The sequence below is a fragment of the Zhenhengia sp. genome, from assembly GCF_046966505.1.
In the GTDB taxonomy this organism is placed as follows: Bacteria; Bacillota; Clostridia; order Lachnospirales; family Cellulosilyticaceae; genus Zhenhengia; species Zhenhengia yiwuensis.
Map to the genome: position 1 here is coordinate 1 of NZ_JBKVCH010000018.1, position 23,907 is coordinate 23,907.

Consider the following 23,907-nt stretch of genomic DNA (forward strand, 5'->3'; position numbering starts at 1 on the left):
TTAAGAATGTGCCAGCACTTATTAGTAAGATAGGTGTTAGGTTATTTGATGTAAGTACTTATGATGCTGCAGTAGCTAAGATGGTAGAGGCTAAGATTATTAATAGCCCTAGTATTTGGAGCGATAAGAATTATACAGAACAGAATGTAAGAGATTTAATAGTTAAGGTTAGTAGTTATTTGGGGTAAGCTTCGGCTTACCCTTTATTTTTTTGCTTGAAAATACTATTTGAGATTAGTCATAATAAGACTATACTTTATTTTAAAAAAATAATGATTTAAATATAAAAATGTGATAAGTTTAAAATAAGAAAAAATAGTTATAGTAATATATTAAAATAAGGAGGCAAATAATGAGAAAACTTATAAGTAGAGTTGTAGTGGTTGGATTGATAGGTATTTTGGGATGGAATACTTATTCTTTAAGTCAACTTAAAGAACAGGTTAAAAGTCAAAGTATTGCTAAGTTAAAAGAACAAGACTATAAAGAACCTATTATAGTAGAAGAGGAAAGTCATAGTAGTGGTGATAAAAAAGAAAAAACATATTTATTATTTTTAGATAACTAGAAGATAAAAACATTATTTGAGGATAGGTCCTGATGGGCTTATCCTTTATTTTTTTGCTCAAATACTGATTTTATTAGACAAATGTGATAATATTTAGAAGAGATATTTTATTCAATAAGTAAATTATTGTTATAACCAAGTAAAGGGGAGATATCGATGAAAAAAATTTTACAAATACTTACAGGAGTACTATCAGTAACATTACTTTATACTGTACCTTTATATGCAACAGAAACTGTTGAAATGTACATGGATGACCATAAAGTTGCTACAGAAAGTTATAATGTATTTAATCGTGAAGGTAAGTACTACATGGATGTGTTACCACAAGTAATAAATGAGAGAACTTATGTTCCAATCAGTACAATAACAAAATTTTTAGGGGTTAGTATTAATTGGCAAGACCCCCATATAACTATAAACTATAATAATACTGAACTTATTTTGACTATTGGAGAAAATGAAGCCATTAAAAACGGACAGACTATTAAGTTAGATGCTTCACCTTATGTGAGAAATGGCAGAACTATGGTGCCTTTACGTTTCATCTCAGAAGAATTAGGTTTAGGTATAAATTATCAAGATGCTAAAGTGGGTATAACTTTTCCTAAATTAAAAATAAACGATATACAGATAGCCACTATTCAAAGTGAATTTGGAATGACTATGGGAAGTGTTATTTCAGAAAGCAAGACTAATATTTGTATAAGTAGAATGTACAATGAATTTGAGATTAAGAAAACTAAAGAAATGGAGATACCTAGTAGTTTTGGTAGTCACAATGATATAGATTCTCCTGACTACTATTATGAATTAAAGGAATATAAGTTTAATGATAGTTCAAATAACACAATAGCACAGTATAAAATATATTCTCATCAATCATTTGGAAACAGTACAGGACTTTATGCAATAGAAGATGTTACAAATAGCAAATGGTATAGTTGTACAGAAGAAAACTACTTAAATATCTTAGACCTAGAAAACATAGGAAAGTGGGTTGAGATATCTAATACAGTTGTATAAGTAGTATAAATTAGATGCTCTACTAGGAACATGACATCTAGCAGAGCGTTTTTACAGAAAATTGACAAGGAGAGGTAATTTTTAACTGACCAAATAGTTATTTAATAAGCAAATAAAAATATCATTTTAGATAGGGCTAAGTGAAAGCTTGGTTCTATTTTTCTGCATAAAATGACAAATCCCTATTTATAAATACGAACATTTGTTCTGTAATAATCATGCAAACTCCCCCCCTTACAGGAGTTATCTATTGTATTACACATATGGTAGGAGTATCTTTTGTTTTTAGATCATGGCAACATGGACTTCTTTTTTTGCTTAGAATATCATTTATTTTAGACTTACTACTTTAAATCTATTATTTACAAATAAGTAATAAACAGATATACTTAAGAGTATATACAAAGCCAGTGTAAGTTCTTAATTATCGCAAGAAATTGTAAGCTACATGTGCTGTAGTCGACTTAAGGCAGGGTTTTATTTTTTTATTATTTGTAAACAACGCCATTTAGTGGCATAAAGAAGACCGTTTTATAAATAAAGAGATACTTTCTTAATTGAAGGTACTTTTTGTTTATAATATAAAAAATAAGGCTAGATCTTCGGTTCTAGCCTTATTTTTTATATAGGAATATTTTTTTGCAAAGTACATAAGTTATAACTAGGTACAGCCATCTAGGAGGTGGCGTTACAATCAAATCATTATTACACACTTTACATAGTAGCAATAATAAATGAAAGTGTAAAATAAATTTTTTGTGTTATCATATTTATCTTTTTAAAATACAACTAACTAGCACAATAAGTTATTATAATAAATGAGAAGTTAATGTTTAAAAGACAGGTTAAAAACTAGAAACAAATGAGGTAGAGAACTATGAATAAATTTATGGAACAAGCTAGATTAATACAAGAGGATATGATGGTTTATAGACGAACTCTTCATAGTCACCCAGAGGTTGGAGCTGACTTACCTAAAACAAAAACTTATGTAATGGATAAGTTAAGGGAGTTTGGGTATGAACCTAAAGAGATATGTGAAAGTGGTATAGTAGCAATAATTGAAGGAAATAAACCAGGAAAAACATTTTTATTACGAGCGGATATGGATGCATTACCAATGAAGGAAGCTACTACATGTGATTTCAAAGCAACTAATGGCTGTATGCATTCTTGTGGACATGATATGCATACAGCTATGCTTTTAGGAGCAGCAAAGTTGCTCAAACAAAATCAAGATCAAATAGAGGGCACTATTAAATTAGTATTCCAACCAGATGAAGAAGGATTTACAGGTGCTAAGAAGATGATACAAGCAGGGGTGCTTGAAAATCCTAAAGTTGATGCAGCTCTGGCAATGCATGTGCATTCTGGTACACCCTCAAACACTATATTATGTGGTTTAGGAACAAGTATAGCAGGATGTAATAGATTTAGAATCGTTGTAAGAGGAGCTGGATGTCATGGAGCAATGCCGGAAACAGGAATAGATCCCATAAATATAGCTGCACATATCTATTTATCTTTACAAGAAATAATAAGTCGAGAAATAGCAGCTTTACAGCCTGCTGTTGTTACAATAGGTAAATTTGTTGGAGGAGATGCACCGAATATAATACCAGAAGAGGTTATTATGGAAGGAACTATCAGAAGCTTAGACAAAGAAATAGGAGCATTTATATTTAATAGGATGAATGATATAGTGATAGCAACTGCAAAAATGTTTAGAGGGGAAGCACAGTTAATAGAATTATCTTCAGTACCACCTTTAATCAACGATAATCACTTAGCATATGAAATAACGAATTATATGAAAGATTTGGTAGGTGAACAGTCAGTAATTTTATTTGAATCTGGAGGCATGGGGTCAGAAGATTTTGCTTCCTATTCATATGAAGTTCCAAGTTTATATATTATGCTAGGTGCAGGTTCAAAACAAGAAAATCCTTTATTCGGAGCGCCAATGCATAGTGAAAAAGTTGTGTTTAATGAAGCTATACTAGCTACAGGAGCAGCTATACATGCATATAGTGCTATCATGTGGCTGAAAAATAATAAGTAAGCATAATAATAAGTCGTTTTGATTAAGTGTATATTTGCTGATGCTAATTCGCTAGTATTACTTGCGTTAAGTAATGTACTAAGTCTTAGTAGAGGACTAGCTACTGCATTACTACCTCTTAAAAAAGTTGCAAATAAACTGAAAAAAGAATTAGATTAGTCTTAAGGTAAGGTACAAAAAAATAGTTATTTCAATAAAAATATCATTTAGCTAGGGCTATGCTCTAGCTTTATTTTTTAGTTGTATACAGTTGAATAATGGATGAACTTAAGTATAATAATTATTGAGGAATAAGACAGATATTATTCTTTAATAATTATTATGGAGAGTGATGGGATGGGAAGCATACAAGAGATGATTAAGAACGACTTAAACAGTAGTGAGCTTATTGAAAAATTTAAGCAGCTAGGTTCAGAAAAAGGATTCAAATATAGAAGTATAGAGTTTCAGGATGTAGAAATTGAAGAAGATAAAATTACTATAAAAATTAAGACTACATAAAAATATTATTTGTTAAGTAGTTACATACAGCGGAAAATTATAAAGGGCAGAGCTTCGGCTCTGCTCTTTTTGTCCTAGAGTTTTAAGCACTTCTTAAACTTCTCTAAAATAGATGCAGAAGGGATAGTTTGCCCCTGTTCGTATCTTCGTAAAGTGTTTTTAGCAATACCTACTGATTGGCAAACATATTTACTACTAAGCCTAAGCTCTTTTCTTCTCATGTAAATCTTATATCCAATAGAATTCTCATCATGGTTATAAAGTGTATTCTCATAGGTTAGAGTATGCGATATAGTGCCATACGCATTTTTGTATCCATTGCATTAAGAATAGCTACTTCATCCATTTCCATTAAATCAATATAGTGAAGATTATATTTTTCAAAAAGTTTTTTCATATCTTCTTTGATAACAGAAAGACATAAGTAAGCATGGCTTACATTTTCAATGAACATTTCTATAGAGATACTTGTATTACCAAGTGGGGTAAATAGATTTTTTCCATCGCGTGTAAAAGGAATAGGACCTACTACATATTGACATACTTTTAAGTCTTCAAGAGAAGTAGCAATATGTGCGCCTTTGGGGATATCTGGATGCGTAATACCAAATACCCAGGTATCAAAGCCTTTATCGCATAAAATCTTACACAGTCTTACAAAACGTAAATCACCACCAACAACGGCAACTGAAATATTATTCAAAGCTTTCTCCTCCTAGCCTATATAAATGTCAGTACTATAAATTATGAAGGACTAAAGAGGAAAGTGCATGTATAAAAGGAAATGCTTATAAAAGAAGAAAATAGGCTATAAAAAACTCTAGAAAGAGATGATAGAAGTCTTTCTAGAGCGAAAGGAAAAAAGAGGTTATTTAAGAGTATTATAATCTGTGAGAATTTGTTCAAGCATGTTATCTCATTTGAAGTAAATTGGCAAAACATTAAAATTAGATGGAGGATTATTTTGTTCTGCATAATTAAGTAAGAAAGCAGTCATATATTTAAATAAGTCCATAGAAGATACTAAGGTTTTAACGCGAGAAGACTTAATAAGAGTACAAGAATAATTTCCTTCCAGTACATTTAAAGAATCTGCAAGTTAATCGATATTTTTCCTTGCAAAATTAAGAACTTGTATAATTTGACTTGAAGATTTACCTTCAACCTTATTGGTATACAGTGTTTGAGTAATGAAATCTAGTTACTTTTCATATATGTTATGCTGGCTTATAATAGGCATCAAGGGACTGGATGCTCGAAGGAGAGCTGTTTGAAGCATAAAGCGTAAGAGCTGGCTTCATACAAGATAAAAGCAAAAGGTTAAATAGCATAAATACAAAAAAGAGGCTTAAATAGAGCCTCTTTTAATAGGGAGGTTAGTACTCATTGCCTACAAACTTATGGGCTTCTTCTACAATACGTTCCATGGCATTTAAAATATTGTGATACCCTGTGCAGCGGCAAAGATGACCTGAAATAAGTTTTCTCAGTTCATCTCGAGAATAGTGTTTCCCACTTCCCACGATTTCAACCGCAGTTATAATGAGTCCAGGGGTACAAAAACCACATTGTACAGCTGCTTCATCCACAAAGGCTTGCTGAATAGGTGTTAAAAGGGAAGTATGCTGCTGAAGGCCTTCTACAGTAATAATTTTTTTACCGTCTGCCCATAGTGCAAGATAAATACAAGAATCGATAGCTTCATCATCAACAAGAACTGTACAGGCGCCACATTCACCTACTTCACAGCCTTTTTTAACACTGGTTAAGCAGAGTCTATTCCGAAGCATATCGGCTAGAGACTCTCGTATATCAACTGGAATTTCTTCTTCTTTACCGTTTACTATACAATGAATGACTTTAATCATCTAAATGCCCTCCTCCTAATAAAATAGCCTGTTTAAGTGTACGTTTACTCAGTTCTTTAACAAGCTGAAGACGAAAATCACGAGAAGCACGCCAAGATGTTCTAGGATTGACTTCAGTAAGAGCTACTTCACTAAAAGTCTTAAAGAGAGAAGGAGAAATTGTTTGACCTATAACAGCAGCTTCGGCTTTGTTACAGCGCATAGGTGTTGGACCTGCCACACCAAAGGCAAGACGAACATCTTCTAATTGATCTAAGGAAGCATTTAGTTTACAGTTAACTGCACACCCTAATGTAGCAATATCCATAGCTTCTCGCATAGCATATTTAATATAATGACCATGGAATCCTTCATAATTTTCTTTTGTAATACATATGCCTGTAAGCAGTTCACCTTGTTGTAAATGGACACGTCCGGGGCCTTTATAAAAGGCTGTAATAGGTATATTTCTTATGGCAGTGGGCCCTGTAATTTCTAAAAGGGCATTATAGGTAAAAAGAGTAGATGCACTGTCGGCACTGGTTACACCATTACATATATTGCCGCCAATGGTCCCCATATTGCGAATTTGAGGACCACCTACTTGGTCGACTGCCTCACCTAGCATAGGAAGGTACGTCTTAATAAGAGGGTGATAAGTAATGTGAGAAAAAGTGGTGAGTGGCCTAATCATAATATTTCCTTGTTCATCTCGTGTAATGCCTTTTAAACTATCTACATGATGTAAGCTGATAAAAGATTTTCCAGCTAATTTACCTTCCCTAATTTTAATCAGTATATCTGTCCCACCTGCAAGTGGTATAGCAGATGGATTTTCTACTAAAGCCTTTATAGCATCTTGTATATCTACGGCTTCATAAATATTTTCAATATCATACATAGCATTTCCCCCTTAAATTAAGCCGTTTTCTTTAAATTTTTCAATCATTTTATGTGGTGTAATAGGCAAACTGTTAAAAGCAATACCTGTTGCCTGAAGCAAAGCGTTTCTTATAGCAGGTGCAACAGGAATAGCAGGTGGTTCGCCTAAGGATTTATTGCCATAAGGTCCACTTGGGTCCACAGTTTCTACGAAGTCTACAGCAAGGTCTGGTGTATCCATGCTCGTAGGAAGCTTGTAATCTAGTAAATTAGGATTAAGCGGCTTACCTTTGGCATCAAAGAGTAACTGTTCACTTAAAGCATAGCCTAGTCCCATACTCATACCACCATGGACCTGGGCTTTTGCAAGCTGAGGATTAATGAGTACACCACTATCATGCACATTAATCATATCGAGTACTTTGATACGTCCAAGAGCAAGATCTACTTCGATTTCAGCAAAGCAAACACCAAAGGAAATGGTGTTATTTTTACACTGTACACTACTTTCAGCAGTAATATGAGAAGCATAATCTAAGTTATAAAAAGCTTCGAGTGCTAGAGCTGGCAAAGTGATTAGACAGTCTTTGGTAACAGAATTAATGATCTCATTATTTTGAATATCTAAAGTAGATTCAGGAGCTTTTAAAAGATAAGCAGCATAAGAGAGAAGGCGCTCTTTAAAGAGTGTTGCTGTCTTTTTCACGGCCATTCCACTGACATAAGTTTGTCTAGAAGCATAAGCCCCTGTATCAAAAGGACTAATATCTGTATCTTGTGTAGAAACAATATGAATTTGATCCAAAGTAAAGCCAATTGTCTCGGCGGCCATTTGACTAAAAACAGTATCTGCACCTTGCCCAATTTCTGTAGCACCCATTTGAAGCTGTGCGGAACCATCTTGATTTAGAATAAGACGTGCACTGGCTGTTTCAAGAGAAATAGGATAAACCCCTGTCTTATAGCTAAAAATACCCATTCCAAGCCCTTTACGGATAGGGCCTGTTTGATTCTGATAAGCTGGATATTTTTCATGCCAGTGGATATACTCCATCCCTTTTTCTAAGCATTCTTTAAGACCTGAAGAGTAGCAGGTGATACCTAAAAATGGATCTTTATAACCTAGCTGCATAGCGTTTTGTATACGAAAAGCAATAGGATCTAAATGAAGGGCCTCGGCGATATCCTGCATATGAGATTCACAAGCGAAAGTAACTTGAGGAATGCCATAACCACGCATAGCACCACCACAAGGTAGATTTGTGAAGACAGTATAAGCATCAGCTTTTACAGCTTTTTCTTGCTGATAAATATGCCTGAATCCTGTTATAGCATTGGAAACAATAGCGTGACCATGAGAAGCATAAGCACCTTGATTAGCTAATGCTTCAATTTTACGTGTTACAATACGCCCATCAGCTCGTACGCCTGTTTTAAGCTTAATTTGAATGCTATGACGTGTACGGGTACAGGTAAAAACTTCTTCACGGCTTAGTTCAAGTTTGACGCATTTACCACCTACTTGCTTACTTAAAAAGGCATTAAGGGGTTCATAGAGTACATCTTGTTTATTGCCAAATCCGCCTCCAATATAAGGTTTAATAACACGTACTTGACCAAAAGGTACACCTAATGCCTGTGCAATGACACGCCTCATAATATGAGGAATTTGAGTAGAAGAAACAACTATCATACGATGATTGTCTTCATAGGCGAAAGAAACAGCAGGCTCAATATGACAATGCTGAACAATTTGGGTATCGTACTCACCCTCAAACCATATAAGGTCGGGATCTTTAATTGCTTCTTCATAATGACCTATTTCAAAATCAGAATGACACAAAATATTGTCTGGATAATTTTCATGAATAGGAGGAGCAGAAGTAGCATGCATAGCCTCGTTAGGTTTAAGAAGAGGTGTAAAGGCTTCGTACTCAACTTTAATGAGATGTAGCGCACGGGAGGCTGCCACTTCATCTTCAGCAATAACAGCAGCAATATCATCACCATAATAACGTATATGTGTATTAAGCAAACGCCTATCTGCTACGTCCTGATGGCTAGAATCTGTAGACCAGGGATGCCCAGCCGTTGGAAAGGTATGAGAAGGCACATCAAAACAAGTTACAATTTTGACAACTCCTTTTACTTTTAACGCTTCTTCTGTCTCAATGGATTTGACATAACCACTTGCAATGGTGCTATGCAGGACTTTAGCCACTAAAGCAGTACGTGGACATAAATCATCTGTATATTTTGCACGTCCTGTTACTTTTTCATAAGCATCCACACGTTTTACACTTTCACCAACACTCATTTTATCCCTCCTTTTTTGAGTAGCTGGCTAACTTCCATACGTGCCATACTACTGATTTTTTCTTCATCTATACCTAAAAGTTTTCCGTTTTGAGAGACTATTTTACCTGCAATGATTGTATAGTCTACAGGCTGTTTAAGACCTACTGTAGCTAGTGCAGATTGCGGATCATAAGTAGCTCCAACAAGTTCAAGCTTTTCATAATCAACCATGAAAAGGTCACAGGTCTTGTAAGGTGCTAAAGTGCCAATATCCGTGCGGCCTAGTAGCCCTGCGCTACCTTTGGTAGCCATTTTTAAGAGTTCATAGCCTGTGGGTGCTTCAGAGCTTGAATGAAGACGATGTAATAAGTAAGCCATACGCAACTCTTCAAGTAAATTAGATCCGTCATTGCTTGCACTACCATCTACAGCAAGCCCTACAGGTACCCCAAGTTTAAGCATTTCTGGAATACGTGCAACACCTGAGGAAAGCTTCATATTAGAAATAGGGCAATGGGCCACACCTGTTTGTGTTTGAGCTAGTATATGGAGTTCTTCATCATTAAAATGAATACCATGTGCAAACCATACATCTTGCCCGATCCAGCCTAGGCTTGCCATGTATTCTAATGGACGCATACCTGTTCTTTCTAAAGTAAAGCGTTCTTCATCTAAAGTTTCTGCTAAATGAGTATGTAATCTAACGCCAAGTTTTCTAGCAAGTTTGGCAGAGTCACGTAGCAGTTCCTTTGTTACACTAAAAGGCGAGCAAGGTGCAAAAACTATTTGGTGCATAGCATAAGGGGAAGGGTCATGATACTTTTTAACAAGTCTTTCGCAATCAGCTAAAATCTCATCTACTGTTTGAACCACACTATCAGGTGGAAGACCACCATCTTTTTGACTAAGAGACATGCTACCACGAGAAGCATGCATGCGTATACCTAGCGTATCTGCAGCTTCAAATTGTCTATCAATAAAGTTATGGCTCATTGAATGAGGGAAGACATAATGATGGTCAAAACAGGTCGTACACCCATTTTTAATGAGTTCTCCCATGCCTACTAGACTACTTAAATAAATAGCATCAGGGGTAAGTTCTTTCCAAATTTCATAGAGGGCCCTAAGCCAGTCAAAGAGTTCTAAATTTTGAACTTGAGGTAAATTCCTTGTAAAAGCTTGATAAAGGTGATGATGTGTATTAATAAGACCTGGGTAAACAAAATAATGACTGCCATCAATCACTTGATCAGCCTCAAAAGATTGAGGACCGATGGAATGAATGACACCATTTTCTGCATAAAGGTTAACATGATGATAGATAGTATCTTGATCATCGCAACTTATAAGGGTATGAATGTTTTTAATTAATAAACGACTCATTTATTTTTTCTCCTTTCTTTAAAATAAGGAGTATGGATAAGAGGGAGACTAGTTCGAAATTCGCCATCATATTGCCAGTAAGCGAGTGCTACAGCAGGAGCTGTAGGAATAGAGCAGATTTCTCCAATACCTTTAGCTCCATAAGCAAGATCAGAGTGATTCTTTTCTATAATAATGGTTTCAATTTCAGGAACGTCTGGTGCTTTAAATAAGCCAAGTGTACCAAACTTAGCAGTAGGTGTGCAGTTTGTAAGCGGGTAATTTTCTGTAAGCGCATAGCCTAGACTCATCGTGACACCACCTTCTATTTGCCCTTCTACATTTTTAGGGTTAATAGCACGGCCTACATCATGAGCAGCAATGACTTTTTCAATCTTACCTGCTTCATTTAGAATGACAAGGTGAGTGGCATAGCCATAGGAAATATGGCTCACAGGGTTTTCTTTAGGAGAGCCCATTTTATCTGTAATACCGCTATATTCGCCGTCATACTCCTTGCCATTTAGGATATCTAAAGAAGCGACTTGCAAATCTTTAGCAAGCTTTAGTGCAGCAAGATGAGTGGCTTCACCTGTAAAAAGTGTCTGGCGGGAAGCTGTTGTATTACCAGCATTAGGGGTAAGTTTCGTATCTGGAGCTTCATGGATGATATCACTTGGTTGAAGATGAGTCGTTTCACATATAATCTGAGTCATAACGGTTCCAAGCCCCTGTCCAATACAGGCAGCACTTGTACGAATATGCACTTTACCATCTATAATCACCAGTTTACAACGTCCGGTATCTGGAATCCCTACACCAAGACCAGCATTTTTAATAGCGCAGGCAATCCCTACATAAGGATGGGAATCATAATAAGGTTTCACGGCTTCAAGTGTTTCGACGAGAGCTGTATCATCACTTGCAATCTGGCCATTTGGTAATACCTGCCCAGGACGTATAGCATTACGCAGACGTATTTCATAAGGAGAGATGCCAACCATTTCTGCTAAGAGGTTAAGATTAGATTCCATAGCAAAACAGCTTTGGGTAACACCGAAGCCTCTAAAGGCACCTGCAGGAGGATTATTGGTATAGACAGCTTTGCCTAAAATATCAATATCTTGATAACTGTAAGGACCAGCTGCATGGGTACAAGCACGCTGTAGAACGGGACCACCAAGAGAAGCATAAGCGCCTGTATCTGAAATAATCGTGGCTTTTAGTGCAAGGAGGTACCCATTTTCGTCACAAGCTGTTGTAAAATCCATTTCCATGGCATGGCGTTTAGGATGGACAATAAGACTTTCTTTTCGGGATAAGGATACTTTTACAGGGCATTTAAGGAGATAGGCAAGGAGAGCTGCATGATGTTGTACACTCATATCTTCTTTACCGCCAAAACCACCTCCCACAGTTTTAGCAATGACTCTAACTTGCTCTGGCTCAAGTCCTAGCATAGCAGCACATTCTGTACGGGTTTGATAAATACCTTGATCTGCAGAGTAAATGAGGATACCATCTTCGTTTGGCAAGGCAATAGCGGATTCGGGTTCTAAAAAAGCATGTTCTGTAAACGGCGTACTATAGTGACGCGTTACAACATATTTAGCTTGTTTAATCTTTTCATCTGCTTGACCTCTTACAAGATGTTCAATCTGAAGGACATTTCCGTTTTCGTGGATGAGAGGTGCATCATTTTTTAAAGCTTCTATAGGACTTGTAATAGGTGTTAGTGGTGTATAGTCTACCCGAATAAGTTTCTTGGCAGCTTCTACAATCTCTGGTGAACGTGCAGCGATAAGTGCAATAGCATCCCCCAAGTACCTCGTTGTACCACCTTCCTCAATGAGTACATCCCAGTCCTTTTTGAGATGGCCTATTTTATGTGCCCCAGGAATATCTTTAGATGTAATAATACCGAGTACACCATCAAGCTTTAATGCTTCATCAGTAGAAATATGATTCACAATAGCGCGTGGATAGGCACTTCTTAAAGCAGATCCGTAAATCATGCCGTCTATGCGCATATCATCTACATATTCGGACTGCCCAAGAACTTTTTTCATAGCATCAATACGTCCGAGGGGATCACCTACTTGACCAGATGAAGTAGCAGAAGGAAGTGGTATGTGATTCCTTAAAAGTGAGGCAGCTAGTAAGATAGCTTTTTCGATTTTTTTATAGCCAGTACAACGGCAAATATTGTTTTTAATAGCTTCTTTAACTTGTTCAGGTGTAGGGTCTAGAACTTGGTCTAAAAGTCCTTTGGCGCTTATAACCATGCCAGGAATACAGAAGCCGCATTGTACGGCTCCTGCTTCACAAAAGGCATAGGCATACACGTCTTTCTCACGTTGAGTTAACCCTTCTACAGTTATAATATGTTTTCCATCTAATCTGTCAGTCTGAGGAATACAAGCTTTAGTGGCTTTGCCATTAATGAGTACCATACAAGTGCCACAGGCTCCTTCAGAGCAACCATTCTTAACAGAGACAAGATTTAGGTCTTCACGCAAAAAGGTAAGAAGTTTTTGATTACGACGGGGTGTAACTTGCTCGCCGTTAACAAAGAATGTAGACATGTGTACCTCCTATTTAGATTTAAATAAGATAAGCATACTCATTAAAGAGTGCTAAAATGAAAGGCTTAAGTGTAAAGCGATCATCTAGTTCATGAGCATGTAAAACGCTTATTTTTTTATCTATACGTAACTTAATAGCTTTTGTAGTAAAATCCGCAACAAATAGGCCTGAATTTGTACTACTGTTAAATGCTTCTAATGTATGGAATAGGGTAAATTTATCTCGGTATGGTGCACTATTGTAAGGACAGAAAATCGTACAGTTACCACATTCATTACACATACAATCAATGTGAAGAATTTGTTTTTTGCCTTCTACATCTAATGTCACATTAGCACGATTTGGACAGACATCTACGCAGCATTCACAGATTTTATCGCATTCTAAGCAGCGAATAGATTCATCCTCTACTGAACCATTAGTTTTTAATATACCTTTCTTGCTATAGACTTCATCCGTTCTAAGCGAGTGAGTAGAAGTTGGTATAGAAGAAAATATTAAGTTTTCACGGTTTAAAATAGTTTTAGCAGCAAGGGTTGCATCATGAATAGCAGATACAACTGTAGAAGGTCCACTACGTGCATCGCCTATAACAAAGGTGTTAGACAGTAGCTCTGTGGTGAAAGGGTCATGAATTATAAAGCCTTTAGTATCAATAGGAAGTCCATTCATTTTAAAGAAATCTGTATCCACTTTTTCGCCTACGGCACTAATGAGTGTATCAATAGGAAGATTTACTTTTTCTTCAGTTGGAATAGGCTGTAGTCTGCCAGAGGCATCAGGATGACCTAAGTTCATTTTGATGCAGGTGAGCATACCTTCCTTAAATTGCTGTGGGCTAAGCAATTCTTTAAACAATACGCCGTCTTTAAGTGCCAGTTCAAGTTCTTCTGTGTCAGCAGGCATATAACATTTTGTCCTTCTATAAACTAAGTACACATTCTCTACACCAGGTACACGCTTAGCAGCTCTAGCAGCATCCATAGCTGTATTACCACCGCCTATAATAGCAACATTCTTTCCCAGGTTAAGAACGCTAGGGTCTGATTTAAATTGTTCTAAGAAATGGATGACATTAAGTGGTACATCACCTTCTAAATTGAGATGTCCTGGTTGCCATGCACCTGTTGCAATAAGTATATATTGGAAACCTTCTGATTTAAGTGCGTCAAGAGAGGTAATTTCACGACCAAGTTCAAATTTAACCCCGTACTGGCAAATAAGGCGAATATCTTTATAAAGTGCCTGATTAGTTATTCTAAAATCTGGAATAACAAAACGTACAATACCACCAAGTGCCTTACGTTTTTCAAATACTGTAACATCCATACCACTACGTGCTAAGAAGTAAGCAGCTGCAAGCCCAGCAGGACCACTTCCAATAATAGCTACTTTATGAGGGCTTTGAATAGAAGGAGGAGTAAGAGTCTCTAGAAGGGCATCAAAACCTTGAGTCGCTGCTTCTAGCTTTACCTGACGAATAGAGATTTCCTCTTCATAAAAGTTACGTCTACATTTAGTAGTACAAGTATGATTGCAGATAGTACCTGTCACAAAAGGTAGTGGATTTTTTAAAGTAATCACTTTAAGAGCTTCTAAATATTGTCCTTCACCTACAAGACGTATATATTCAGGAATGTCTTGCTCAATAGGGCAACCTTTTTGACAAGGGGCAAAAGTACAGTTTAGCAGTGGAACAGAACTTTCTATTTTACGAGCAGGCAAAGGTTTAATGGCTTTCGTATAGTGTGTATCTGTATAAGTTGTCTGTAAGAAGGTGTAGAGTCTAGAAAGAGCTATAGGTTTATGAGGCACCTCTTTAGAAGTATTAAGAAGAGAGGCAATTTGATAAAATCGGTTATAGCCACCAGGTTTAAGCAGTGTAGTTGCAAAGGTGATAGGATAAATACCCAGTTCAAATAGCTCTTTAATATTGTAGGCATCTACACCACCAGAGAAAGAAATATTAAGGTTACCTTTAAAAGTATGAGCAAGTTTGTAAGCAAGTGAAAGAGTCAGTGGGAAAAGTGCACGTCCAGACATATACATCTCTTTACCAGGAAGTTCAGAACGTGTGATTTGAACAGGGAATGTATTTGTCAATTTAACACCAAAGGTAAGTGACAGTTTATTCGAAAGGGCGATTAATCTTTCAAGCATAGGAACAGCCTGATCAAACTGAAGATCATGTTCAAAATGATGAGTATCAAAAACAAGATAGTCGTAGCCCATTTGATTAAGAATGGTGCGTGTGAAATCATAGCCTAGAAGTGTAGGATTGCATTTAATATAAGTATGCAGTCCTTTTTCTTTTAAAAGATAAGTAGCAATGCGTTCAATTTCATCAGGTGGACAGCCATGTAGTGTAGAAAGGGTAACAGAAGAGGAAATATGAGAAGAGATGCCTAAAAGATAGGTTTCATCAATACATTGAAATGCTTGAAGATGAGACTTAGCCCACTCTATACAGGCATGCCATATAGGCGTAGAAGAAGCATCTTTAAGCCCTTCAATAAAGGTATTAATTTTAGTAGAACGAATCCCTTCTAAGTCATAGCCTACACTCATGTTGAAAATAAAGCCGTTAGGGTCACCTAAGTCAAATTCTTTACTCATAAGTTTTAAAGCAAACCAAGCTTTAATATATTCTTCTAAAGCCTCAGGTACAGTAAGCTCAGTAGACCATTCTACATTGTAGCACTCATCCTCTGCCCTTATGCAGGGCTTATCAACAGGTAAGTCTTCTCCATCTAAAGTCTGTACAGTTTTGAGCTCAAAGAATCTAGCACCAGCTAGATAGGCAGCAATAATATTTTGAGCAAGCTGTGTATGGGGGCCAGCAGCAGGTCCGCAAGGTATTTCAAGTTTTTCGTTAAATAAATTTAAATATTTATGAGATGTTGTTTTAAAAATCTGTTTAATACCAAAGACATGTTCTTTTTCTATTAGAATCCATTCCATTAACTTGGGAAAAGGAATAGGTGTCATACGATCATTCATTTTATTAACTCCCCTCTTTTAAACACGATTCCAAAGTGCCTGCGCGAGCTGGCGAGATTTAGCCATAAGACGCTCCTCATCGGCTATAAGAATTTGCCTATCCTTCATAAGGACTTTGCCATTTGCTATAGTTGTCGTTACACACCTGCCATTTAATCCAAATAAAAGATGTCCGTTTAAGGTATGCGTATTAAGTGGTGTTTGAGGGATATAGTCAGCTACAATCACATCAGCTGCATAGCCAGGTTTTAAGACACCTACAGATTTTGTAAAGAAACGGCTAACTATTTTAGGGTTGTATTCAAAGAGCATGGTGGGAATCTCCTCCCAAGCTACAGCTGGATTACATGTATGGTGTTTTTGAAGGATATTTGCTACTTTTAAAGATTCAAATAGATCATTGGTATAACCGTCTGTACCAAGTCCTATTAAAATGCCTCTTTTAAAAAGTTCTAATACAGGTGGCGCCCCTACAGCATTACCCATATTACTTTCTGGATTATGGACCACTACAGTATCTGTTTCTTTAAGAAGGTCCATTTCATCTGGAGTAATATGAATACAATGTCCGGCAATCGTATGAGGACCTAATATATCTTGGTCAAACAGACGATGAAGTACACGTTTACCATATTTTTTAAGGCTATCATAGACATCCTCTATACCTTCAGCTACATGAATGTGGTAACCACTACCTTTTGGAAGGTGGCTACGACAGTAGTCGAGGGTAGCATCTGAAAGTGTAAAGGAGGCATGAAGCCCCATCAATCCTTTTTGCATAGGATGGTTTTGAGAAGCTTTTATAAAAGCTTCATTCTCTTTAACAGCTCGTTTCATTTTATCCTGTCCATCACGGTCAGAAACTTCATAGCAAAGACATGTACGTAGGCCTAATTCATTAGCCACATCAGAAATAGCAAATAGACTATCTGTAATTTCACCATAGCTTGCATGATGGTCAAAGATAGTTGTCACACCATTTTTAATACAATCTAGATAAGTCCAATAAGCGCTATATCTAGTATCTTCTAAAGTTAAGTGGCGATCCAGTTTCCACCAGGTGTGCTCTAAAATATCTAGGAAGTTACGAGGTGGTGGACCACCTAAGGAAGCACCTCGTGCAAAAGCACTATAAATATGATTATGCGTATTAATAAGCCCTGGCATAATGAGCCCCTTTTTAGCATCGATAAAAGTAGCAGAAGGGTGCTGCGTCTTAAGGTGCGCTGTAGGACCTATAGCCATAATGGTATCTTTTTCTATGGCAACACAGCCATCTTGTAAAAACGGTTGTTTTTCATCTCTTGAAACTAAATAACCATTTCCAATGAGTAACATTTCCTACCCCTCTCTTGAAAATTAGAAAAACATTTAAGTCTCTGTTTATGTTTATGATGGAATGAGACAGAACTGAACCATATACCAAAATTTTTTAGCATACCTAAAATTTTTTTATAAAAAGTGTATATAATTTTTCTATTCTGAAAAAGTGCGCATATACTCTTATTAGAAGTTCACTGAAATGGAGAGAAAGGTTGATGCAAAATAAGATACCTATAGAATTTATAAGCAGGTTAGCAGAAGCGCTAGGTAAACAATTTGGGTTAGAGTGTGAAGTAACTATACATGATTTGACACTTGATGATAAAGAACATACTATTGTACAAATTGAAAATGGTCATGTTACACATCGTCAAGTAGGAGATGGTGCTTCTGAAGTGGTGCTTGAAACGCTAAGACATCATAAGGGAGAGGACCAGATTGGTTATTGTGTTAGTACAGAAGATGGGAGATTGTTACGATCTAGTACCATATACATTAAGAATGAAAAAGGCGAGGTTGAGGGTATTTTCTCTATTAACTATGATATAACAAAGCTCATGCTAGCTGAAAATGTACTGAGTCAGTTAATTAGGGATACGAAGCAGCTTTCTGCCCCTGCAGCTAAAATTACCACGAAAGTTGAGGACTTACTAGAAGATCTTATAGAAAGAGCCACCCAGCTTATAGGAAAACCCGTCGCACTTATGAATAAAGAAGATAAAATAAGAGCCATACAATTTTTAGAAGAAGCAGGAGCTTTTTTAATTACTAAATCAGGTGATAAGGTATCTGAGTACTTCGGTATTTCAAAATACACACTTTATAATTATATGGAAAAGAAAGCAACTAAAAATGGCAAGTAGGAGGATCTTTTAATGGAACAAATTAAATGGATAGAGAACAAGATGGTACATACAAATGGTGATCATCTTTCTATTATGTCTGTAGATGAGGTACAAAAAGCAAAACATTTTCATGAGAGTTTTCCAATGTATAATGAAACACCTTTAGTAGCCCTTAATCATCTTGCAGACTTTTACCATTTAGGAGGCATTTATGTTAAAGACGAATCGTATCGTTTTGGATTAAATGCTTTTAAAGTTTTAGGTGGCTCCTTTGCAATGGCTAAACATATTGCTAAACAGCTTGGAAAAGATGTGGGTGAATTAGATTATCAAACCTTTACTTCAAAAGATCTTAAGAAGCAGCTTGGAGAAGTTACTTTCTTTACAGCAACAGATGGTAATCATGGAAGAGGGGTAGCTTGGGCTGCACGTCAACTGGGTCAAAAAGCTGTAGTTTATATGCCTAAAGGTACTCAGCAAATTAGACTTGAGAATATCCAAAAAGAGGGTGCTACAGCAACTATTGAAGAGGTTAACTATGATGAATGTGTACGTCTTGCAAGTGCCCATGCTAATCGCACACCAGGTGGTGTAATGGTTCAAGATACAGCTTGGGAAGGCTATGAGGAGATTCCGGCATGGATTATGCAAGGCTATGGCACAATGGCTATGGAAGCAGCTAGCCAGCTGGGAAAGAAGCCTACTCATATTTTTGTGCAAGCAGGAGTAGGTTCATTAGCAGGAGCAGTTCAAGGCTATTTTTCTAATCTTTACCCAAATGAAGAAATTACAACGGTTATTGTTGAATCTTCTAAGGCAGACTGCCTTTATAAATCTGCAAAGGCGGGAGATGGCAATATACGTATAGTAACAGGAGATATGCCAACGATTATGGCAGGGCTTGCATGTGGAGAACCGAATACCATTTCCTGGGAAATTCTAAAAAATAATAGTAGTTTCTTTGTATCTTGCCCTGATTGGGTAGCTGCAAAAGGCATGTGTATGTTAGGGGCTCCTTTAAAAGATGATACAAGAGTTATATCAGGTGAATCAGGTGCAGTGAGTATGGGACTTCTAGCAAGTATTATGGAAATAGAAGAGATGAAATCACTTAAACAAGCCCTTAATTTAGACGAACATTCTGTTATCTTAATGTTTTCAACAGAGGGGGATACAGATCCCGAGCATTATAGAGATGTTGTTTGGAATCATAAAATGAAATTATCATTTTAAGGGGGAAATAAAGATGGGTTTTATGGAAGTAAAGGAAGCTGCAAAAAATTATGAAGGTGCTATGACAAAATTTTTAAGAGATTTGATTGCTATTCCAGGAGAAAGTTGTAGGGAAGAAGGCGTTATAAAGCGTATTACAAAGGAAATGATAGAACTGGGATTTGATAGGGTAGATATTGACCCTATGGGTAATGTGTTAGGCTATATAGGAAAAGGTGAGAAGTTAATTGCTTATGATGCACATATTGACACTGTTGGTATTGGAGAAAGAAGTAACTGGACTTTTGATCCTTATGAAGGATATGAAACAGAAGAAGAAATTGGAGGGCGTGGTGCATCTGACCAATTAGGTGGTATTGTCTCAGCCGTTTACGGTGCAAAAATTATGAAAGATTTAGGACTTCTCCCAGAGCAATATAGCATACTTGTAACAGGAACAGTACAAGAGGAAGACTGTGATGGGCTATGCTGGCAGTACATTATTCAAGAAAGTCAGATTAAACCCGAATTTGTAGTGATTACAGAGCCTACTGATGGTAATATCTATAGAGGTCAAAGAGGTCGTATGGAAATTCGTGTAGAAGTAAAAGGTATTTCTTGTCACGGTTCCGCACCAGAAAGAGGAGATAATGCTATTTATAAAATGGCAGAAATTATTAATGAGGTAAGAGCACTGAATGATAAGTTACATGTAGATCCATTCTTAGGTAAAGGTACCTTAACTGTTTCTCAATCTTTTTATAATTCTCCATCACGTTGTGCAGTAGCAGATATGAGTGCTATTTCTATAGATAGAAGGCTAACAGCAGGAGAAACTTATGAAATGGCACTAGAGGAGATTCGTAAGCTTCCTTCCGTTCAAAAATATCAAGCAGAAGTCACTATGTATAAATATGACAGGCCGAGTTGGACAGAGCTTATTTATCCAACAGATTGCTATTTCCCAGCCTGGGTCCTTCCCGAGGAGCACCCAGCGGCGCAGGCAGCAGTAGCTTCTTATAAAGGTATGTATGGAGAGCCTTTAGTAGATAAATGGACATTCTCTACAAATGGTGTTTCTATAATGGGACGCTTTGGTATTCCTTGTATTGGATTTGGTCCAGGAAAAGAATGTGAAGCTCATGCACCAAATGAAAAAACATGGAAAGCTGACCTTGTAAAATGTGCAGCAGTCTATGCAATGATGCCAACGCTTTACTACCAAAATCTTTAAATAAAAAGGAGAGAAAACATGAATACATTTGAAGCTGTACTTAAAAAATTAGAACAGTTACATTTTAGAAATATGTATCAAAATGATTTCTTTTTAACTTGGGAAAAAAGCTTTGAAGAATTAGAAGCTGTTTTTACAGTAGCAGACAGCTTACGTTATTTAAGAAGTCAAAATATCTCTACACGCCTGTTTGATAGCGGACTAGGTATTTCATTATTTAGAGATAATTCAACACGTACACGTTTTAGTTTTGCCTCTGCTTGTAACCTATTAGGGCTTGAAGTACAGGATTTAGATGAAGGTAAATCCCAGATTGCACATGGTGAAACAGTACGTGAAACAGCTAATATGATTTCTTTTATGGCAGATGTTATAGGTATTCGTGATGATATGTACATTGGTAAGGGTAATGCCTATATGCATGAAGTAGCTGATGCTGTTGAAGAAGGATTTAGAAAAGGTGTTCTAGAACAACGCCCAACGCTTGTAAACCTACAATGTGATATTGATCATCCTACACAGGCTATGGCAGACATGCTTCATATTATTCATGAATTTGGTGGCATTGAAAACTTAAAAGGTAAAAAGATTGCCATGACATGGGCGTATTCTCCTTCTTATGGTAAGCCATTATCTGTACCACAAGGTATTATAGGGCTTATGACACGTATGGGTATGGATGTAGTGCTTGCTCATCCAGAGGGTTATGAGATCATGAGTGACGTAGAGGAGTTAGCTAAAAAACAGGCTAAAGAGTCAGGTGGTTCTTTTACTAAGACCCATTCTATGGCAGAAGCTTTTAAAGATGCAGATATTGTTTATCCAAAGAGCTGGGCACCTTACCAGGCTATGGAAGTACGTACAGACTTATATGGTAAAGGTGATATGGAAGGCATTTATAAGCTTGAGCAAGAGCTCCTTATGCAAAATGCACAGCATAAGGATTGGGAATGTACAGAAGAGCTTATGGCAACTACAAAGAATGGCAAAGCACTTTATATGCATTGCTTACCGGCTGATATCTCAGGTGTAAGTTGCAAAGAAGGAGAAGTAGCTGCAAGTGTCTTTGATCGTTATCGTGATGAACTTTATAAAGAAGCATCTTTTAAGCCTTATATTATTGCAGCCATGATTTTTCTTGCCAAAGTAGGGGATCCAGTAGCTGTACTTAGAAAACTTGAAAAAGAAAGAAAAGACCGTTTGTATAAATAGAAAGCTTTGTTAGGGAGGGATGCATATGGCAAAAAGAATCGTTATTGCCTTAGGGGGAAATGCTTTAGGTAACAATTTAGCAGAGCAGATGATAGCTGTTAAGCATACAGCAAAAGCCATTGCAGACTTAGTAGAGGAGGGCTATGAGATTATTTTATCTCATGGCAATGGTCCACAAGTTGGAATGATTAATCTAGCAATGGGAGAAGTGCATAAATCTAATCCAGATACTTGCGTGATTCCTATGTCTGTTTGTGTAGCTATGAGTCAAGGTTATATTGGTTATGATCTTCAAAATGCTGTAAGAGAAGAGTTACTTAATAGAGGTATACAAAAATCAGTTGTTACACTTATTACACAAGTAGAAGTAGATGAAAAAGACCCAGCCTTCTTACATCCTACTAAACCTATTGGTAGATTTATGACCAAGGAAGAAGCAGATCTTTTGGTGAAAAAAGGATACAGTGTGATGGAAGATGCAGGTAGAGGTTATAGAAGAGTGATTGCTTCTCCTAAACCTATACGTATTGTAGAAATAGAAACAGTTAAGGCACTAGCAGATGCAGGGCAAGTTGTTATTGCATCAGGAGGTGGGGGTATACCTGTAGTAGCACATGGTAATCATTTATCCGGTGTAGGCGCTGTCATTGATAAAGATTTTGCAAGCTGTGAAATGGCTAAAGCTGTTCATGCAGATTGCCTTATTATTTTAACAGCAGTGGAGAAAGTAGCTGTTAACTTTGGGAAATCTAATGAAAAATGGCTTGATACACTCTCAGTAGCTGAGGCTGAAAAGTACATTGCAGAAAACCAGTTCGCTCCTGGATCTATGCTACCTAAGGTAGAGGCAGCTACTAATTTTGCAAGATCAAAGGAAGGAAGATATACACTTATTACTTTACTTGAAAAAGCAAAAGCAGGCATAAGAGGAGAAACTGGAACAAGGATTAAACTTTAGAGGCTTAGCCTGGGGAGGGGAAGTATGCACTTAAAACGTAGTAGTGATCAAGAACTTATTTACCAGTTAGATGGAAGACCAAGTTTAGGGGTAGCTGTGCCACTAGGACTTCAGCATGTTCTGGCCATGTTTACGGGTAACTTAGCACCTATTTTAATTGTCGCAGGCATTGCTGGGGTTCCTATGGAGGAACGTGTACTGATGATTCAATGTGCTATGCTAGTATCTGGATTTACCACATTTGTTCAACTTTATCCTATTAAATTTGGAAATAAGTTTCAAATTGGAGCAGGCCTTCCTATTGTAATGGGAACAGCATTTGCTTTTGTACCAACCTTATCTACCATTGCAGCAGCTTATGGATTGCCGGCTGTTTTTGGTGGTATTTTGGTAGGTGCCATTGTTGCTTTTGCTGCTGTTTATATTGTATCAGGACTCGAAACATTAGGTAATACAAGTGGTATTACAATGGCTGCTTTTAATAGAGAAGCAACAGCCTCAGAAAATTCAGGAGCACTTTTAGCAGATGCGATTGGTTCACAGTTAGCAGGACTTTTTAATTGTATGCCTAATACAGCTTTTGGGCAAAATGCAGGGATTATTGCGATGACAAAAGTAGTTAACAAATTCTGTATTGCTACAGGGGCAGCTGTTCTGGTCTTAGCAAGTGTTATGCCTAAAGTAGGTGCTATTTTTGCAGCACTTCCTTCTAGTGTGCTAGGAGGTGCTGTTATAACGGTATTTGGTATGATTTTAGTAAATGGCTTTAAAATGATTGCACAAGCTGGTTTTTCTGAGGGGAATGTAAAAGTGCTTTCTATTACTTTTGCAGTAGGGTATGGTTTGACAGCTGTGACAGAAATTATTGGTAAATTCCCAACATTTTTACAGTTTGTATTTGGTGATGCAGTAGCAAGTGTATGTATTGTAGGAATGGTTACAAATATTGCCTTCAATCTAATAGGAAAGAAAAAACAAACGAGGTGATGCT

20 protein-coding genes are annotated in these 23,907 nt (G+C 36.8%); 11 read left to right on the plus strand and 9 right to left on the minus strand.

Going from position 1 to position 23,907, the window contains the following annotated elements:
- From ACLTBU_RS15395 to ACLTBU_RS15415, 5 genes are all read left to right on the plus strand, one after another.
- Positions 1-188 (plus strand): hypothetical protein (locus ACLTBU_RS15395; RefSeq protein ID WP_412219810.1); only part of this gene is annotated, 188 nt, incomplete at its 5' end.
- A gap of 164 nt (positions 189-352) precedes the next feature.
- Positions 353-568, plus strand: coding sequence for a hypothetical protein (locus ACLTBU_RS15400; protein WP_412219812.1), 216 nt, complete (start codon positions 353-355; stop codon positions 566-568).
- 156 nt (positions 569-724) lie between these two features.
- Complete coding sequence (locus tag ACLTBU_RS15405; RefSeq protein WP_412219814.1) at positions 725-1,594, plus strand: stalk domain-containing protein; 870 nt, start codon at positions 725-727, stop codon at positions 1,592-1,594.
- Between the two features lie 877 nt (positions 1,595-2,471).
- The gene (locus ACLTBU_RS15410) at positions 2,472-3,656 is read left to right on the plus strand and encodes a M20 metallopeptidase family protein (protein ID WP_412219815.1); all 1,185 of its coding nucleotides are present in this window, start codon (positions 2,472-2,474) and stop codon (positions 3,654-3,656) included.
- Between the two features lie 336 nt (positions 3,657-3,992).
- Positions 3,993-4,157 (plus strand): hypothetical protein, encoded by a 165-nt coding sequence (locus ACLTBU_RS15415; protein WP_320650150.1) that lies wholly within the window; start codon positions 3,993-3,995, stop codon positions 4,155-4,157.
- A 74-nt stretch (positions 4,158-4,231) separates the two neighbouring features.
- Here the strand turns inward: ACLTBU_RS15415 and ACLTBU_RS15420 are convergent, their stop codons facing one another.
- From ACLTBU_RS15420 to ssnA, 9 genes are all read right to left on the minus strand, one after another.
- Positions 4,232-4,378: a helix-turn-helix domain-containing protein gene (locus ACLTBU_RS15420; RefSeq protein ID WP_412219817.1), complete on the minus strand. Its 147-nt coding sequence runs from the start codon at positions 4,376-4,378 to the stop codon at positions 4,232-4,234.
- A gap of 56 nt (positions 4,379-4,434) precedes the next feature.
- Positions 4,435-4,860, minus strand: a complete 426-nt coding sequence (locus ACLTBU_RS15425) for a dipicolinate synthase subunit A N-terminal domain-containing protein (protein WP_320650151.1) — start codon at positions 4,858-4,860, stop codon at positions 4,435-4,437.
- Between the two features lie 673 nt (positions 4,861-5,533).
- Positions 5,534-6,025, minus strand: a complete 492-nt coding sequence (gene xdhC / locus ACLTBU_RS15430; protein WP_177672118.1) for a xanthine dehydrogenase subunit XdhC — start codon at positions 6,023-6,025, stop codon at positions 5,534-5,536.
- Complete coding sequence (gene xdhB / locus ACLTBU_RS15435; RefSeq protein ID WP_412219820.1) at positions 6,018-6,905, minus strand: xanthine dehydrogenase subunit XdhB; 888 nt, start codon at positions 6,903-6,905, stop codon at positions 6,018-6,020. Before xdhB ends, xdhC begins: the two co-directional genes overlap by 8 nt.
- A gap of 12 nt (positions 6,906-6,917) precedes the next feature.
- Positions 6,918-9,203, minus strand: a complete 2,286-nt coding sequence (xdhA, locus tag ACLTBU_RS15440; RefSeq protein ID WP_412219823.1) for a xanthine dehydrogenase subunit XdhA — start codon at positions 9,201-9,203, stop codon at positions 6,918-6,920.
- Entirely contained in the window at positions 9,200-10,567 is a 1,368-nt protein-coding gene (locus ACLTBU_RS15445) for an 8-oxoguanine deaminase (RefSeq protein ID WP_412219825.1), read from the minus strand. Before ACLTBU_RS15445 ends, xdhA begins: the two co-directional genes overlap by 4 nt.
- The gene (gene xdh, locus ACLTBU_RS15450; protein WP_412219828.1) at positions 10,564-13,131 is read right to left on the minus strand and encodes a selenium-dependent xanthine dehydrogenase; all 2,568 of its coding nucleotides are present in this window, start codon (positions 13,129-13,131) and stop codon (positions 10,564-10,566) included. Before xdh ends, ACLTBU_RS15445 begins: the two co-directional genes overlap by 4 nt.
- 19 nt (positions 13,132-13,150) lie before the next feature.
- Positions 13,151-16,132, minus strand: a complete 2,982-nt coding sequence (ygfK, locus tag ACLTBU_RS15455) for a putative selenate reductase subunit YgfK (protein WP_412219830.1) — start codon at positions 16,130-16,132, stop codon at positions 13,151-13,153.
- 18 nt (positions 16,133-16,150) lie between these two features.
- The gene (gene ssnA / locus ACLTBU_RS15460; protein WP_412219832.1) at positions 16,151-17,470 is read right to left on the minus strand and encodes a putative aminohydrolase SsnA; all 1,320 of its coding nucleotides are present in this window, start codon (positions 17,468-17,470) and stop codon (positions 16,151-16,153) included.
- Between the two features lie 200 nt (positions 17,471-17,670).
- Between ssnA and ACLTBU_RS15465 the strand changes: the two genes are divergently transcribed.
- Genes ACLTBU_RS15465 through ACLTBU_RS15490 form a run of 6 tightly spaced genes read left to right on the plus strand, consistent with a single transcriptional unit; the run spans position 17,671 to position 23,903 of the window.
- A complete protein-coding gene (locus ACLTBU_RS15465) occupies positions 17,671-18,318 on the plus strand; it encodes a transcriptional regulator (protein ID WP_249333518.1) in 648 nt (215 codons plus the stop codon).
- 12 nt (positions 18,319-18,330) lie between these two features.
- Complete coding sequence (gene dpaL / locus ACLTBU_RS15470) at positions 18,331-19,533, plus strand: diaminopropionate ammonia-lyase (RefSeq protein ID WP_249333519.1); 1,203 nt, start codon at positions 18,331-18,333, stop codon at positions 19,531-19,533.
- Positions 19,534-19,546: 13 nt separating this feature from the next.
- The gene (locus ACLTBU_RS15475; protein ID WP_249333520.1) at positions 19,547-20,746 is read left to right on the plus strand and encodes a YgeY family selenium metabolism-linked hydrolase; all 1,200 of its coding nucleotides are present in this window, start codon (positions 19,547-19,549) and stop codon (positions 20,744-20,746) included.
- A gap of 18 nt (positions 20,747-20,764) precedes the next feature.
- Positions 20,765-21,958, plus strand: coding sequence for a knotted carbamoyltransferase YgeW (gene ygeW, locus ACLTBU_RS15480; RefSeq protein ID WP_177672108.1), 1,194 nt, complete (start codon positions 20,765-20,767; stop codon positions 21,956-21,958).
- 19 nt (positions 21,959-21,977) lie between these two features.
- Positions 21,978-22,916 (plus strand): carbamate kinase, encoded by a 939-nt coding sequence (gene arcC / locus ACLTBU_RS15485; RefSeq protein ID WP_334309110.1) that lies wholly within the window; start codon positions 21,978-21,980, stop codon positions 22,914-22,916.
- A 24-nt stretch (positions 22,917-22,940) separates the two neighbouring features.
- Entirely contained in the window at positions 22,941-23,903 is a 963-nt protein-coding gene (locus ACLTBU_RS15490) for a uracil-xanthine permease family protein (RefSeq protein ID WP_412219835.1), read from the plus strand.
- Positions 23,904-23,907: the final 4 nt, after the last annotated feature.

What these genes read in the sequence shown, in the direction of transcription:
- ACLTBU_RS15400 (WP_412219812.1), top strand. Translation starts at nt 353, where the DNA reads ATGAGAAAACTTATAAGTAGAGTTGTAGTGGTTGGATTGATAGGTATT.
- ACLTBU_RS15405 (WP_412219814.1), top strand. Translation starts at nt 725, where the DNA reads ATGAAAAAAATTTTACAAATACTTACAGGAGTACTATCAGTAACATTA.
- ACLTBU_RS15410 (WP_412219815.1), top strand. Translation starts at nt 2,472, where the DNA reads ATGAATAAATTTATGGAACAAGCTAGATTAATACAAGAGGATATGATG.
- ACLTBU_RS15415 (WP_320650150.1), top strand. Translation starts at nt 3,993, where the DNA reads ATGGGAAGCATACAAGAGATGATTAAGAACGACTTAAACAGTAGTGAG.
- ACLTBU_RS15420 (WP_412219817.1), bottom strand. Translation starts at nt 4,378, where the DNA reads ATGAGAAGAAAAGAGCTTAGGCTTAGTAGTAAATATGTTTGCCAATCA.
- xdhC (WP_177672118.1), bottom strand. Translation starts at nt 6,025, where the DNA reads ATGATTAAAGTCATTCATTGTATAGTAAACGGTAAAGAAGAAGAAATT.
- xdhB (WP_412219820.1), bottom strand. Translation starts at nt 6,905, where the DNA reads ATGTATGATATTGAAAATATTTATGAAGCCGTAGATATACAAGATGCT.
- xdhA (WP_412219823.1), bottom strand. Translation starts at nt 9,203, where the DNA reads ATGAGTGTTGGTGAAAGTGTAAAACGTGTGGATGCTTATGAAAAAGTA.
- ACLTBU_RS15445 (WP_412219825.1), bottom strand. Translation starts at nt 10,567, where the DNA reads ATGAGTCGTTTATTAATTAAAAACATTCATACCCTTATAAGTTGCGAT.
- xdh (WP_412219828.1), bottom strand. Translation starts at nt 13,131, where the DNA reads ATGTCTACATTCTTTGTTAACGGCGAGCAAGTTACACCCCGTCGTAAT.
- ygfK (WP_412219830.1), bottom strand. Translation starts at nt 16,132, where the DNA reads ATGAATGATCGTATGACACCTATTCCTTTTCCCAAGTTAATGGAATGG.
- ssnA (WP_412219832.1), bottom strand. Translation starts at nt 17,470, where the DNA reads ATGTTACTCATTGGAAATGGTTATTTAGTTTCAAGAGATGAAAAACAA.
- ACLTBU_RS15465 (WP_249333518.1), top strand. Translation starts at nt 17,671, where the DNA reads ATGCAAAATAAGATACCTATAGAATTTATAAGCAGGTTAGCAGAAGCG.
- dpaL (WP_249333519.1), top strand. Translation starts at nt 18,331, where the DNA reads ATGGAACAAATTAAATGGATAGAGAACAAGATGGTACATACAAATGGT.
- ACLTBU_RS15475 (WP_249333520.1), top strand. Translation starts at nt 19,547, where the DNA reads ATGGGTTTTATGGAAGTAAAGGAAGCTGCAAAAAATTATGAAGGTGCT.
- ygeW (WP_177672108.1), top strand. Translation starts at nt 20,765, where the DNA reads ATGAATACATTTGAAGCTGTACTTAAAAAATTAGAACAGTTACATTTT.
- arcC (WP_334309110.1), top strand. Translation starts at nt 21,978, where the DNA reads ATGCATATGGCAAAAAGAATCGTTATTGCCTTAGGGGGAAATGCTTTA.
- ACLTBU_RS15490 (WP_412219835.1), top strand. Translation starts at nt 22,941, where the DNA reads ATGCACTTAAAACGTAGTAGTGATCAAGAACTTATTTACCAGTTAGAT.